This is a genomic window from Pseudomonas sp. UW4 (assembly GCF_000316175.1).
GTDB classification, from domain to species: Bacteria; Pseudomonadota; Gammaproteobacteria; order Pseudomonadales; family Pseudomonadaceae; genus Aquipseudomonas; species Aquipseudomonas laurylsulfatiphila.
In genome coordinates this window covers 2,978,272-2,992,442 of the sequence record NC_019670.1, presented here as the reverse complement: position 1 = coordinate 2,992,442, position 14,171 = coordinate 2,978,272, and the positions used below count along the sequence as shown (strand labels likewise).

The window sequence follows — 14,171 nt, the reverse complement described above, 5'->3', positions numbered from 1 at the left end:
GAATCAGGGCTCATTGCGCTGGGCCAACGCATTGTCCGGGCGAACCTGGCGACGATCGCCGAATCGCCGGGTCAGGCCGATGCGGTCGAAGTATTCCAGTATCTGGATACTGCGCTTGCGCCCCAGGCCCACCGCATCACGAAACGCCGTCACCTGGATCACCGGGTTGGTGTCCGCCAGTTGCAACAGCATAGCCGCCAATCGGCGAATCATGCTGTCGGTATAAAACAGGTCGCGCACCACTTGATGCATCAGGCCCAGGCGCGCCATTTTGCGCAGCAACCCGCGCACAGCCGCTTCCTCATGCCCCAGGTCGCGCACCCACGGCGGGTCGAATGCGGCCTGCTCGAACAGCGGTTGCAATTGCAGCCATAGGGCTTCGTCCTCTTCGCTCAAGCGCACCTGGTGCCCGGGCAGATGCAACCACGGGCCACTGCTGGCGATGTCGCCGCTGGCCAGCAACTCGTCGAGCAAGCTGATGAATGTCGCGCGTTCTTGAGTGCTGCCGGCAAATCGGCGCAAGCGATCCCGATCCGGCCCCATCTGGTCCGGCTCCAGTTGATGAAAGCGTGCGAGCTGTTCCAGCACGGCGGCCTTCAAGCCCTGCCAACGGCTGGCACTGAACAGCAACGCGCCCTGGCGGGTGTCGATCAAGCGCACGTCAGCGGGTAATACCCAACGGCTGCGCGGTCGGTTGAACTGCCGCTCCAGGCGCTGCGGATCGAGCCCGGTGTCGCTGTGGGCCAGCAATGCCGGTAAAACATCCTCCAGCCTGGTGCTGCTCGCCAGCGCCGTCAGCTGCGCCAAGCGTTCGGGGCTGCGGCGTTGCCGGGTCGGTGCGAACGGATCGAGTACCCGACCGCCGCCCAAGGTACGTTGGGCACTCTGGTCGCGCAGGATCAGCCGATCGCCTTTCACCGCGTGCACCGGCGTATTGAGCAGCAGTTGTGCAAACATCCGCCCACCGGGCGCCAGGCTGGCGCCTTCAAGCAAGGCGACTCTGCCGGTGACGTCCTGGGTGCCGAGGTGCACGTGCACCGGTTGAAAGTGTTCGAAGGCCCGGGATTCGCCGGCAAGCAACTGCATGTCGATGTCCAGGCGTTGGGTGGGCGCGTACAAGCCGTCGGCGAGCAACCAGTGACCGCGGTGGATGTGCTCCAGCGCCAGCCGTTCGGCACTCAGGTTCAACGCCACGCGCTGGCCGGCACAGGCGTGTTCGGCGGCCTGGTTTTGCGCGTGCAGGCCGCGAATGCGCACCGGCTTGCCTTGTGGCCCCAACAGCAAGGTATCGCCTACCGCGACCTGGCCGGACAGCGCCGTGCCGGTCACCACGATACCGGCCCCGGCCACGCTGAAGGCCCGATCGATCGCCAGGCGAAAACCACCTTCGGTGTTGCGCTGCTGTACTTCACGCTGGGCATCGAGCAACGCCTTGCGCAAAGTTTCGATGCCCTCGCCGGTCACGCTCGACAGTGCAATCAGCGGCGCATCGGCATAGGGTCCGGGCGCCAGCAAGGTACGGATTTGCTCACGCACGTCTTGCACCCTGGCGCTGTCGACCCGATCGCACTTGCTGATCGCCACCAGCGCCCGCGGGATGCCGAGCAACTCGACGATCGCCAGGTGCTCGCGGGTTTGCGGCATCACCCCGTCATCGGCGGCCACCACCAGCAACACCAGATCGATGCCCTGTGCCCCGGCCAGCATGTTGTGGGTGAAACGTTCATGGCCGGGAACGTCGATGAAACCGGTCAGTGGCGTCCCCGGCTCCAGCGCGGCATACAGGTAGCCGAGGTCGATGGTCATGCCGCGCTCACGCTCCTCCCGGCGCCGGTCGCCCGCTTGCCCCGTCAACGCCTGGAGCAGCGCCGTCTTGCCATGGTCGATGTGTCCTGCGGTGCCGACAATCACCCTGCCCGGCCCTCCACCTGCAATTGATCGAGCTGCGTCAGCCAGGCCGACTCGTCGTCCAGCTGCCGCAGGTCCAGCCACAGGGCGTCATCGTCAATGCGCCCGAGCACCGCAATCGGCAAGGCGCGAAAGGCCTCTTCCAGATTCAGCAAGGATCGCCCGCGCAAACGCTTCGACGTGAGTGGGCGAATACACAGCGCCGCGCTGGCCAGCCGCGCCACCGGTTGGCTGCCGCTGCCGATCATGCCCAGTGACGGGATGGCACTGACGCTCCAGCCGTCACCCAGCACCTGGGCCAGCGCCGGCTGCAAGCGCTCAGCCTGGGAGAGGATATCGGCCTGTGGTCGGGTCAACAGGCGCAGGCTCGGCAAACGCTCGGCCAGCCGGTCCGGGTTTCGGTATAGACCCAGCACCGCTTCCAGGGCCGCCAGGGTCATTTTGTCGACCCGCAGCGCACGCTTGAGCGGGTTTTTCTTGATCCTGGCGATCAGGTCCTTGCGACCGACAATCAGCCCCGCTTGCGGGCCGCCGAGCAGTTTGTCGCCACTGAAGGTCACGATGTCCGCGCCATCGAGCAGCGCCTGGCGCACCGTCGGTTCGGCGGGCAGCCCCCAGCGGGTCAAGTCCAGCAGACTGCCGCTGCCGAGGTCCTCGAGCAGCGGCAAGCCGTGCCGGCGTGCCAGTTGCGCCAGTTCCGCGGTCGGCACGCTCGTGGTGAAGCCTTGAATGCTGTAGTTGCTCGCGTGCACCCGCATGATCAAACCGCTGCGCGGGCCGATGGCGGCCTCGTAGTCGCGGGCATGGGTGCGGTTGGTGGTGCCCACCTCGACGAGCTTTACACCGGCACGGGCCATGATGTCGGGAATGCGGAAGGCGCCGCCGATTTCAATCAGTTCGCCCCGGGAAATAATCCCCTCCTTGCGCGCCCCCAGGCTGTTGAGGGTCAGCAGTACCGCGGCGGCATTGTTGTTGACCACGGTCACCGCTTCGGCGCCGGTCAGTTCGCGGATCAAGCCTTCGATCAGGTCGTCGCGATCGCCGCGCTTGCCGCTGCGCAGGTCGAACTCAAGGTTGAGCGGATAACGCGCGGCCATTTGCACCGCCTCGATCGCCTCTTCGGGCAACAACGCCCGCCCGAGGTTGGTGTGCAGCACCGTGCCGGTGAGGTTGAACACACGCCGCACATGGCTGCGATGCTGGATGGCCAATCGCTCGCCGACCCGGCCTGCCAGCACCTCGGCGCTGACTTCTACAGGTTCGAGCAAACCCTGCCGAGCCCCTTCGCGCATCTCATCCAGCAAAAGCCGCAAGGCACCCAGCAAGGCGTCGCGTCCATGGCGCTCGGTCAGCGGCCGGCACGCGGGGTGACGCAACAGACTGTCGATGGAAGGTAGACGCAGGGATGGGCTGGCACCGCGTGCAGACATCTGGCACTCCTGGAAACGAATGACCCTCGCGCCAGAGTGTAGACGCTGCGTTTATTCGTCTCCCGGCGCCAGCAGCAGATTCGGCGCCAGGCGCTGATAGCCGTCCTGGGCCAGGCGCATGTCGAGCATCAGGCTGGACAGGTCTGCCGACAACGCTTCGGCATGCGCATCGTTTTCCAGATAGAGCAACTTCAGATAGCTGTTGCAACCGGGGCAGACTTCGGCGCGCAACGGCGCCTGGTTGGCGGCATGGCGATCATCTTCAAGGCTGAGGTATTCCAGGCCCTTGCTCTGCTCGCAATACACGCACTTGACCCGCACCACGTGCCACTCGCAGGCGCACAGCGAACAGACCAGATAACGCAAGCCATTGTGCTTGCCGCGATGGCGGATGACCCCGGCCATGGCCGGCGAGCCACAGGCCGGGCACTGGCTGAGGCTGTCGCCGGGTGTCAGTGCCAGGTTCGGCGTACTCAAGAGCCAGTGGCTCCAGGCTGTTTGCAGCGCCGCACCGAGAAACGGCACCAGCGCCGCCGGTACCAGCGAATACTGGCCGCTGACCAGTGCCACAGCCCAGGCGCGGCGTTGCCCGGCACCGGCCAGGCGCAAGGTGTCCACGGCATCGGCCACGGCGGATTGTGGCGGTGCGCCATAGCGCTGCAACAAGGCATCGAGGTAAAGCTGCCAGTCGTCTTCGCGCGCCAGGCTGTCGGCCGCAAAGGGCGGCAAGCCGTGCTGCTGGCACAATTCGATGCGCTGCCGGTCCAGAGGCTCGCCAAGCGGCGGATCGTCCAGCACCTGTTGCTGCACCCGGCACAACCCGGCAATCAGGCGCAGGTAATCGGCCAACGGGTGCCCTTCGGCCAACCCTTCCAGGCGCTGGGCGCGCAGGCTGAACAGGTTGGGCGGTGGCAGGTACAGAAACGGCGGCGAACTGGCCGCCGCTTCGATTTCTCCAGGTTCAAGGATGGTTGGCAAAGGTCAGCCCTTTTTGGTGATCGGTCGCGTAGGCGCTTCGTCGCGGGTCTCATCTTGAGTCACTTGGCGATACCAGAGTTCGTGGTGCTTCCTGGCCCAGGCGCGGCTGACCCGGCCGTGCACCATGGCGCTGACCGAGCCCTTGATCCAGATGCCGGCGTAGATGTGCACAATGATGCTCAGGATCAGCACGAAACCGGCCAGCGCATGCAGCAACATCGCCCAGCGTATCGTGGTGATGCCGAAATACTCGCTGAAGTAGGCTCGCCAGATCACCAGCCCGCTGAACAACAGCACCAGCATGCACAGCAGTAAAGTCCAGAACAGCAGCTTCTGCCCGGGGTTGTATTTGCCGATGGGCGGGACGCCCTCCTCTTCATTTTTCATCACCCGGTCGATGCGCTTGAGCCACAGGCGATCGTTGGCGATGAAGTAGTTGGCGCGCCCGAAGCGAAACACCAGGCCAAGGAACAGCAGGAACATCAGCACGCCCATGAACGGGTGCAGGATGCGTGTCCATGGCCCGCCGCCGAACAGGTTGCTCAGCCAGAACAATGCCGGGTGGAACAGCGCCAGCCCGGACAGCCCCGCCATGAGGAACAGAATCGCCACCAGCCAGTGATTGGTGCGCTGGTTGCTGGTGTAGCGCAGGATCGTCTTGTTGCTCATGACCTGCCCTCCCCGCGGGGATCGAAGGTATGCACCGACGGATCGACTTCGTGCACGGCGTTGTCCGGCGGCTCGGGATGTTCATCCTCTTCGACGATTTGCGGGCCGACCCGCACGTAGTGGAAGAACCCGGCCAGCACCGCCGCGCCCATGGCCAGCAGCGCCAGGGGTTTACTGATGCCTTTCCACAGCCCTACCAACGGGCTGATCGCCGGGTGATCGGGCAAGCCCGCATACACTCTTGGCGTATCGGCATGGTGCAGCACGTACATCACGTGGGTGCCGCCAACGCCTTCGGGGTCGTACAGGCCGGCGTTTTCAAAGCCGCGGCTTTTCAGATCGACGATGCGTTCGGCGGCGTGCTCCTTCATGTCGTCTTTGGAGCCGAACACGATGGCACCGGTCGGGCAGGTTTTCACGCAGGCCGGTTCCAGCCCGACCGCCACCCGGTCCGAGCACAGGGTGCACTTGTAGGCCTTGTGATCCTTTTGCGAGATCCGTGGAATGTTGAACGGACACCCGGTGATGCAGTAGCCACAACCGATGCAGTGGTCCTGATCGAAATCGACGATGCCGTTGGCGTGCTTGATGATCGCCCCGGGGCTGGGGCATGCCGCCAGGCAACCGGGCTCGGCGCAGTGCATGCAGCCGTCCTTGCGGATCAGCCATTCCAGGTTACCGGCGTCGGTCTCGTGCTCGGTGAAGCGCATCAGCGTCCAGGTTTGTGCAGTGAGGTCCTGCGGGTTGTCGTAGGTACCGTGGTTATGGCCGACCTCATCGCGCAGCTCGTTCCATTCCGAGCAGGCAACCTGGCAGGCCTTGCAGCCAATGCATTTGGTGGTATCGATCAGCTTGGCGACTTCCTCCATGCCGCGCACCGAGGGTGCGGGTGTAGTGGTGGCCGAGCGGGCAATGATGTCTTGGCTGGCCATTTAGACTTTCTCCACGTTGACCAGGAATGACTTGGATTCCGGGGTCTGTGTGTTGCCATCGCCGAGGAACGGCACCAGGGTGTTGGTCAGGTAACCGTGTCGCGTGAGCCCGGTAAAGCCCCAGTGCAGCGGAATGCCGATCTGGTGCACCACCTGGTTGTTGACCTGCAGCGGACGAATCCGCTTGGTCACCACCGCCACCGCTTCGATGAAGCCACGCTTGCTGCTGACCCGTACCTTATCGCCTGCGACTATGCCTTTTTCCTTGGCCAGCACTTCGCCGATCTCGACGAATTGCTCCGGTTGGGTAATTGCGTTGAGCTTGCAATGCTTGCTCCAGAAGTGGAAATGCTCGGTCAGCCGGTAACTGGTGGCGGCGTACGGGTAATCCTTGGCCACCCCGAGGGTGTCCCAGACCGAATCGAAGATCCGCGCTGCCGGGTTGCTGGTGGCTTTCTTGTTTTGCGGGTGCAGCGGATTGATGCCGATCGGTGTCTCGAACGGCTCGTAGTGCTCGGGAAACGGACCTTCGTTCATCTTGTCGACGGCGAAGAATCGCGCCACGCCTTCGGGGTTCATGATGAACGGATTCATCCCGGCTTCCGGCGGCACGTCGGCCTTGTAGTCCGGCACATCGGTGCCGGCCCAGGCTTTGCCGTTCCACCACACCAGGCGTTTTTTCGGATCCCACGGTTTGCCTTGCAGGTCCGCCGAGGCGCGGTTGTAGAGAATCCGACGGTTGGCCGGCCAGGCCCAGGCCCAGCCCTGATGCTGGTGCATGCCATAGGGGTCGTTGTTGTCGCGGCGGGCCATCTGGTTGCCCAGTTCGGTCCAGCTGCCACAGAAAATCCAGCAACCGGAGGCCGTACTGCCGTCATCCTTGAGCTGGCCGAAACCGGCCAGTTGCGCGTTGGCCTTGATCGCCGCGCCGGTGGCGTCGGTGAAGTCGGTAGTCGCCGAGCCGTTGATCTCCTTGGCCAGTTCCTCCGGCGAAGGTTCGTCGGCGATCTTGTACGGCCACGTCAACTTGAGCAGCGGGTCGGGATACGCGCCGCCATCGGCCTGATAACGCTGGCGCAGACGCAGGAACAATTCGCTCATGATCCGTACGTCGGTGCGCGCTTCGCCGGGGCCGTCAGCGCCTTTCCAGTGCCATTGCAGCCAGCGGCTGCTGTTGACCAGCGAACCGTCTTCCTCGGCAAAACAGGTGGTGGGCAGGCGGATCACTTCGGTCTGGATGTCGGCGCTGTTCACGTCGTTGTACGGCCCGACCTTTTGCCAAAACTCGGAAGTCTCAGTGGCCAGCGGGTCCATCACCACCAGCCATTTCAACTTGGCCAGAGCCGCCATCACGCGGTTTTTATCGGGCAGCGCGGCGATCGGGTTGAAGCCCTGGCACATGTAGCCGTTTACCTTGCCTTGCCCCATCAGGTCGAACACCTTGAGGATGTCGTATTGAGGGATGTCCAGTTTCGGCAGGTACTCGTAAGCCCAGTTGTTCTCGACGGTGGCGTTGGCGCCGTACCAGGATTTCATCAGGCTGACGTGAAACTTGCTGTAGTTCTGCCAGTAGGACAGTTGCCCCGGGCGCAACGGCTTCTGCGTACGCTTGACGATGTAGGCGTTGTAATCCTGTTCGGCATCGCCAGGTAGCGTGAGGTAGCCCGGCAGTGAGTTGGACAACAGCCCCAGGTCGGTCAGCCCCTGGATATTGGAGTGCCCGCGCAAGGCGTTCACGCCGCCGCCCGGCATGCCGACGTTGCCCAGCAGCAGTTGCACCATCGCCGCGCTGCGGATGATCTGCGCGCCAATCGAGTGTTGGGTCCAGCCCAGCGCGTAGAGGATGGTCATGGTCTTGCCCGGTTGCGAGCAAGTGGCGATTTCCTCCCAGATTTTCTGCATGGCATCGACCGGCATGCCGCAGATCTGGCTCGCCAGTTCCTTGGTGTAACGGCTGTAATGCTGCTTCATCAACTGATAGACGCAGCGCGGGTCCTGCAGGGTCGGGTCGACCTTGGCAAAACCGTCTTCACCGAGCTCATAGCCCCAACCGGACTTGTCGGTGTAGAGGCGCTTGGCCGCGTCGTAGCCGCTGAAAATCCCGTCCTCGAAGCCATAGCCGGCTTTGACGATGAACGACACGTCGGTGTAGTTGCGCACGTACTCGTGCTGGATCTTGTCCTCGGTCAGCAGGTAGTTGATCAGCCCGCCCATGAAGGCGATGTCGGTGCCGGTACGGATCGGCGCGTAATAGTCGGCCACCGAGGCCGTGCGGGTAAAACGCGGGTCGACCACGATCAGCCGCGCCTTGTTGTGCGCCTTGGCTTCGGTCACCCATTTGAAGCCGCACGGGTGCGCTTCTGCTGCGTTGCCGCCCATCACCAGAACCAGATTCGCGTTGGCGATATCGGTCCAGGTATTGGTCATGGCACCACGGCCGTACGTCGGGGCAAGACTTGCCACCGTCGGGCCGTGTCAGACACGCGCCTGGTTATCGAACCCCAGCATGCCGAGGCTGCGCACCACCTTGTGGGTGATGTAGCCCGCTTCATTGGACGCCGCCGATGCCGCGAGGAAACCGGTGGTGAGCCAGCGGTTCACCGTTTGCCCCTGCTCGTTCTTCTCGATGAAGTTGGCGTCGCGGTCGGCCTTCATCAGGTCGGCGACGCGATCGAGGGCTTCATCCCAGGAGATGCGCGTCCACTCGGTGCTGCCGGGCTTGCGCACCTGCGGGTATTGCAGGCGGCCGGGACTGTGAATGAAATCCAGCAGGCCCGCGCCTTTGGGGCACAGGGTGCCGCGGTTGACCGGGTGGTCGGCGTCACCTTCGATGTGGATGATGTTTTGCGCGACATTCTTTGCCGCATCGCCCTGGCTGTACATGATCAAGCCGCAACCGACCGAGCAATACGGGCAGGTGTTGCGGGTTTCATGGGTGTGGGCGAGCTTGAAATGACGCACCTGTTCGGCAAAGGCAAGCGTCGGGGCCATGCCCAACGCACCCAGGCTAGAGCCTGCAAGGCCGATACCGGCGACCTTGAAGAACTGACGACGGCTGAGATCCATCGTGCACTCCTGATCAGGTGGAACCCGGTACATGGCCGGGCTTTTTCGAACAACCACGGTAGCGGCAGTCTGGCTGCCGACAGTTGAACTTTAGTCAATGCTGTCGAATCTGCGATGGAACCCGACCGTCGGGCGTTAGTCGGCGCGCCCGGCTATTGGCACAAAACCTGTGGGAGCGGGCTTGCCCGCGAAGGCGTAGTGTCAGCCAACACTCATGCTGGATCTGCCGGCCCCTTCGCGGGCAAGCCCGCTCCCACAGGGGTGTGGTGTCAGTCATCGCGAGCAAGCTCGCTCCTGCAGGGATTGGCGCTTATCATGGCCGGCATGATTAACCGGCCTTTACGAGATTTGCGCATGACTTTCGATTTTGATCAGGTGTTCGACCGCCACAATACCGGCAGTACCAAGTGGAGCCGCTACCCGGCGGACGTGTTGCCGATGTGGGTTGCCGACATGGATTTCGCCGCGCCGCCGGTGATCATCCAGGCCCTGCAAAAAAGACTGGAACACCCGATGGTCGGTTACAGCGTGGCCCAGGATGACCTGCGCGAGGCTATCGTTGCCGACCTCTGGAACAAATACGCCTGGCGTGTTGAGCCCCAGGAGCTGATTTTCCTGCCGGGCGTCGAGTCGGGCTTCAACATGGCGTTGAAGGCCCTGGTGCAATCGCAACAGAACGTCGTTGTGCAGGTGCCGAACTACCCGCCGCTGCGCCACGCACCCGGACATTGGGGCCTTAACAAGGTCGAGCTGAATTTCGATGCGCAAGCCGACGGCACCTACAGCACGCCGCTGGATACCCTGAGCCAGTCGCTGCAAGGCGGTGGTGCACTGCTGCTGAGCAACCCGCACAACCCGCTGGGCAAAGCCTTCCCCCGCGCAGAGCTGCAAGCCATTGCCGACATTTGCCTTGAGCATGATGCCTGGATCATTTCCGACGAGATCCACGCCGAGTTGTGCTTCGACGGCCGCCAGCACATTCCGATGGCCACGCTGAGCCCGCAAGTCGCCCAGCGCACCATCACGCTGATGTCGGCGAGCAAGGCCTACAACATCGCCGGCCTGAAGACCTCGTTCATGATCATCCAGGACCGCCACCTGCGCGAGAAGGTCAACCACGCCCGTTGCGGCATGGTCGACAGCGTCAACCCGCTGGGCATGGAAGCCACCCGCGTCGCCTACAGCGAAGCTGCGCCATGGCTGGCCGAACTGAAGGTTTACCTGCAAGGCAACCGCGATTTCCTCGCCGAAGCGATACGCACCCGCCTGCCGGGCATCACCATGAACCTGCCGCAAAGCACCTACCTGGCGTGGCTCGACTGCACGGCACTGGGGCTGGACGACCCGCAGCAGTTCTTCCTCGAACAGGCCAGGGTCGGCTTGAGCGCCGGCCTGGACTTCGGCGATGACTGCAAGCAGTTCGTGCGCCTGAATTTCGGCTGCCCACGCTCGCTGCTCGAAGAAGGCATCGCGCGGATGGAGCGCAGCTTGCGCCATCTCAAGGCCTGATCCGCCCCTCAACAACAACCAGGATCCCTGTGGGAGCGGGCTTGCCCGCGATGAACGCCAGCGCAACGCGTTTATTCAGACAGAACGCGTTATCGTTTACGTCCATCGCGAGCAAGCTCGCTCCTACAAGTCATCTGCATCGCGCGGATGGAGCGCAGCTTGCGCCATCTCAAGGCCTGATCCAGCCCTCCTGCCACACCTGTCCCCCCTTGTGGGAGCGAGCCTGCTCGCGATGGCGTCCTGTCGGTTGGCAATGTAGTCGCCTGACACTGCGCCTTCGCGAGCAGGCTCGCTCCCACAGGGCGGCAAGCCGATTCTGTGCGTCTCTGAAAAATTGAACCGACCCAAGCCTGCGATGCTCAACAACCTATAGCCCTGCACTGGCGGTTGTTTTTTGGGATCCGGACCATGAGCTTCATTACCTGGGTGGCGGTGTTGGGGGCTGTGTTGCTGACGCTGGCACTGACTTCGTCGTACCTGCGCTGGATGCCGGTCACCACTTCGGCGGTGTGTCTGGTACTGGGCGTCGCCATCGGTCCGGCGGGCCTGGGTTTGCTCAGGCTTGATATCAAGGATGCCGCTTTCTGGATGGAGCATCTATCGGAAGTAGCGGTACTGTTTTCGCTGTTTGTCTGCGGGTTGAAGTTGCGCCTGCCCCTGGGCGATCGCCGATGGCGGGTGGCATTTGCCCTGGCGGGACCGGTGATGATCCTGACCATTGCCGGTGTAAGCCTGTTGCTGCATTTCGGGTTTGGGTTCCCGTGGGGGCCGTCGCTATTGATCGGGTCGATTCTGGCGCCCACCGATCCGGTCCTGGCCTCTCTGGTACAGGTCAGCGATGCCAAGGATTACGACCCGGTCAGGTTCGGGCTAACCGGTGAAGCCGGTTTCAACGATGGCATTGCATTCCCCTTCGTGATCCTCGGCTTGTTGTTACTGCAACACAGCGACAATACAGGTGCCTGGCTCGACGACTGGATCCTCAAGAGTCTGCTATGGGCCGTGCCCGCCGGACTGTTGACCGGTTACTGGATGGGGCGCGGCATTGGCCGCCTGACCTTGTTCATGCGCATCAAGAATGCCGACAGCACCTTCTCACCCAATGATTATCTGGCCCTGGCCCTGATCGCACTGGCCTATGTCGTGGCCGAAACCATTCAGGGCTACGGGTTTCTCTCGGTGTTTGCCGCCGGCCTGGGCTTGCGCCAGGCCGAGGTCAAGACAAGCGGTGACACCCAGGCACCAGCCGAACATCTGGTCCAGGCGGTGGTCGGTCACCAGCATGTCGAACCCGAAGCGGCCGTGGCCGGCAATGTGGACCACCTGCAAGACACGCAAGTCGCTGCCGGAATCATGATGGGCGACATGCTATCGTTCGGCAGCCTGGTGGAACGGGCCATGGAAGTGTTTCTGGTCACCTTGCTCGGGGTCGTGTTGGTTGCACACTGGGACTGGCGGGCTCTGGTGCTCGCACTGGTGCTGTTCGGGATGATTCGCCCGCTGGCGGTCTGGCTGATGCCGTGGGGTTCGCTGCTCAATGGCCCGCAACGCTGGTTGATCGGCTGGTTCGGCATTCGCGGCATCGGCAGTTTCTACTACCTGTTCTACGCCTTGAACCACGATCTGTTGCCTTCGGTGGCCACCTTGTGTACCGATCTGACGCTCTCGGTGGTGGCCCTGAGCATTCTGGTCCACGGCATCAGCACCCAGCCAATGCTGGCCCGCTATGAACAGCACAACCGCCGCGTCACTTCATCGCCAAGGCAATGATTTCCACCAGGTTGAGTTGGGTAAAAGGTTTCGGCAAACGCGGCAGATGGGCGGCAAAGCCTTCCAGCCGCTCGGCATAACCGGTGGCGAGGATGATCGGCACGTCCGGTCGCATGCTCCTGATGGCATTGGCCAGTTGTGCCCCACTCATCTGTGGCATGGCCATGTCGGTGATGACCAGATCGATCTGCGGTTCACTGCTGAACAGTTCCAGCGCCCTGGCACCGCAAGGCGCACTGATGACCCGATGCCCGAGGTCCTCGAGCAGCAGGCAGGTGCTGGTCAACACCAGGCTGTCATCGTCCACCACCAATACGCTCAGGCCAGGCCCCGTCACGGCCGGCGTTTCGGCGACCGGTTGCACGGGCGAATCACCGGTGGCGACCGGCAACCAGAGTTCGGCGGTCGTGCCATGGTCCTTCTGGCTTTTGAGGATGAACCGTCCGCCCAGTTGTTCAATAAAACCGTGAACCATCGACAACCCCAGGCCCGTGCCTTTACCCACGCCCTTGGTGGTGAAAAACGGGTCCATCGCCGAGACCAGCGTGGTTTCATCCATGCCCTCGCCGGTATCGGCAATGCTCAGGCAGACGTAGCACCCCGGGGCCAGGGATGAGGTGGCTGTGTCGGTCACTTCACGGTTTCTGGCGCTGAAGCTGATGGTTCCGCCATTGGGCATGGCGTCACGGGCGTTGGTGGCCAGGTTCAGTACGGCCAGTTCCAGCTGATTGAGGTCCGCCAGCACCGGTTCGAGATCTTCGGGAAAGCGCGTTTCGATTCTCACCGAAGGCCCCAGGGAACTGCGTAACAGCCCGGAAATGCCTTCCACCAAGGCCGGTATCCGCACAGGTTCCGACTTGAGTTCCTGGCGTCGGGCAAACGCCAGCATGCGCTGGGTCAGGGAAACGCCGCGCAAGGCACCCTGGGTAGCGTTGTCGATCAAGCGGGTTAATTTGGGGTTATCCGTCACCCGTTTGCGCACGATTTCCAGATTGCCGAGGATCACCGTCAGCAGGTTATTGAAATCGTGAGCGATGCCACCACTGAGCTGGCCGATGGCCTGCATTTTCTGCGCCTGGAACAAGGCCTCCCGGGTTTGCTCCAGCACCTGCTGCGCTTGCGTGACGTCAGTGATATCACGGGTAATCTTGGCAAAACCGAGCAAGGTGCCGGTGTCGCCCCAGATCGGATCGACGATGACGTGTGCGAGGAACCGCGTACCGTCCTTGCGCATCCGCCAGCCCTTGTTTTCAAAGCGCCCTTCACGCTTGGCGATATCCAGCGTCCTTTGTGGCTCGCGGGCTTCGCGATCCTCCGGGGTATAGAAGATCGAAAAATGCTGGCCAATGACTTCTTCCGGCAAGTAACCCTTGATGCGCTGGGCACCAAGGTTCCAGTTGCTCACGCGTCCGTCCGGCGAAAGCATGTAGATCGCATAGTCGGTAACGCTCTGCACCAGCAGGCGGAACTGCTGCTCGCTTTGCTTGAGGATTTCCTCGGCCACTCTTCGATCGGTCAGGTCGCGGGTGATCTTGGCGAAACCCAGCAAGGTGCCCGACGGGTCGAAGATCGGATCGATGACCACATGGGACCAGAAATGAGTGCCGTCCTTGCGCACCTGCCAGCCTTCGCCCTCGAAACGCCCTTCACCAAGCGCCGTGTCCAGTGTCCGCTGGGGCAAGCCGGCACGGCGATCGTCATCGGTGTAGAAACGCGAGAAATGCTCACCGAGGATCTCGGCCTCCTCATACCCCTTGAAGCGCCTGGCGCCGGCATTCCAGCTGGTAATGATGCCGTCTGGATCAATCATGTAGATCGCATAGTCGATCACCGCATCGATCAATAGCCGGAAACGACCGTCTTCGATGGCACTGACCTTGGCTCGATCTTCGCTCATGGATCCCACCGC

At 62.7% G+C, this 14,171-nt stretch carries 9 protein-coding genes; 2 read left to right on the top strand and 7 right to left on the bottom strand.

The window, feature by feature from the left end; genetic code table 11:
• Positions 1-3: 3 nt before the first annotated feature.
• From selB to fdnG, 6 genes are read right to left on the bottom strand one after another with little or no spacing between them, the layout of a single operon-like run.
• Positions 4-1,911 (bottom strand): selenocysteine-specific translation elongation factor, encoded by a 1,908-nt coding sequence (selB, locus tag PPUTUW4_RS13025; RefSeq protein ID WP_015095069.1) that lies wholly within the window; start codon positions 1,909-1,911, stop codon positions 4-6.
• A complete protein-coding gene (gene selA, locus PPUTUW4_RS13020) occupies positions 1,908-3,338 on the bottom strand; it encodes an L-seryl-tRNA(Sec) selenium transferase (RefSeq protein WP_015095068.1) in 1,431 nt (476 codons plus the stop codon). The genes selB and selA overlap by 4 nt, the downstream gene beginning before the upstream one ends.
• A 51-nt stretch (positions 3,339-3,389) precedes the next feature.
• Entirely contained in the window at positions 3,390-4,316 is a 927-nt protein-coding gene (fdhE, locus tag PPUTUW4_RS13015) for a formate dehydrogenase accessory protein FdhE (RefSeq protein WP_015095067.1), read from the bottom strand.
• Between the two features lie 3 nt (positions 4,317-4,319).
• Positions 4,320-4,985, bottom strand: coding sequence for a formate dehydrogenase subunit gamma (locus PPUTUW4_RS13010; RefSeq protein ID WP_015095066.1), 666 nt, complete (start codon positions 4,983-4,985; stop codon positions 4,320-4,322).
• Positions 4,982-5,917, bottom strand: a complete 936-nt coding sequence (fdxH, locus tag PPUTUW4_RS13005; protein ID WP_015095065.1) for a formate dehydrogenase subunit beta — start codon at positions 5,915-5,917, stop codon at positions 4,982-4,984. The genes PPUTUW4_RS13010 and fdxH overlap by 4 nt, the downstream gene beginning before the upstream one ends.
• Positions 5,918-8,983 carry a formate dehydrogenase-N subunit alpha gene (gene fdnG, locus PPUTUW4_RS13000; protein WP_144443095.1) on the bottom strand — a complete coding sequence of 1,022 codons (3,066 nt, stop codon included), beginning with the start codon at positions 8,981-8,983 and terminating at the stop codon, positions 5,918-5,920.
• Between the two features lie 354 nt (positions 8,984-9,337).
• Between fdnG and PPUTUW4_RS12990 the strand changes: the two genes are divergently transcribed.
• Together PPUTUW4_RS12990 and PPUTUW4_RS12985 are read left to right on the top strand one after the other, a co-directional pair.
• Complete coding sequence (locus tag PPUTUW4_RS12990; RefSeq protein ID WP_041474860.1) at positions 9,338-10,492, top strand: PatB family C-S lyase; 1,155 nt, start codon at positions 9,338-9,340, stop codon at positions 10,490-10,492.
• A gap of 408 nt (positions 10,493-10,900) precedes the next feature.
• Positions 10,901-12,262, top strand: coding sequence for a sodium:proton antiporter (locus tag PPUTUW4_RS12985; protein ID WP_015095061.1), 1,362 nt, complete (start codon positions 10,901-10,903; stop codon positions 12,260-12,262).
• Here the strand turns inward: PPUTUW4_RS12985 and PPUTUW4_RS12980 are convergent.
• On the bottom strand, positions 12,240-14,159 hold the full coding sequence (locus PPUTUW4_RS12980) for a PAS domain-containing sensor histidine kinase (protein ID WP_015095060.1): 1,920 nt from the start codon (positions 14,157-14,159) through the stop codon (positions 12,240-12,242). The two genes, PPUTUW4_RS12985 and PPUTUW4_RS12980, sit on opposite strands and share 23 nt — an antisense overlap.
• Positions 14,160-14,171 lie beyond the last annotated feature (12 nt).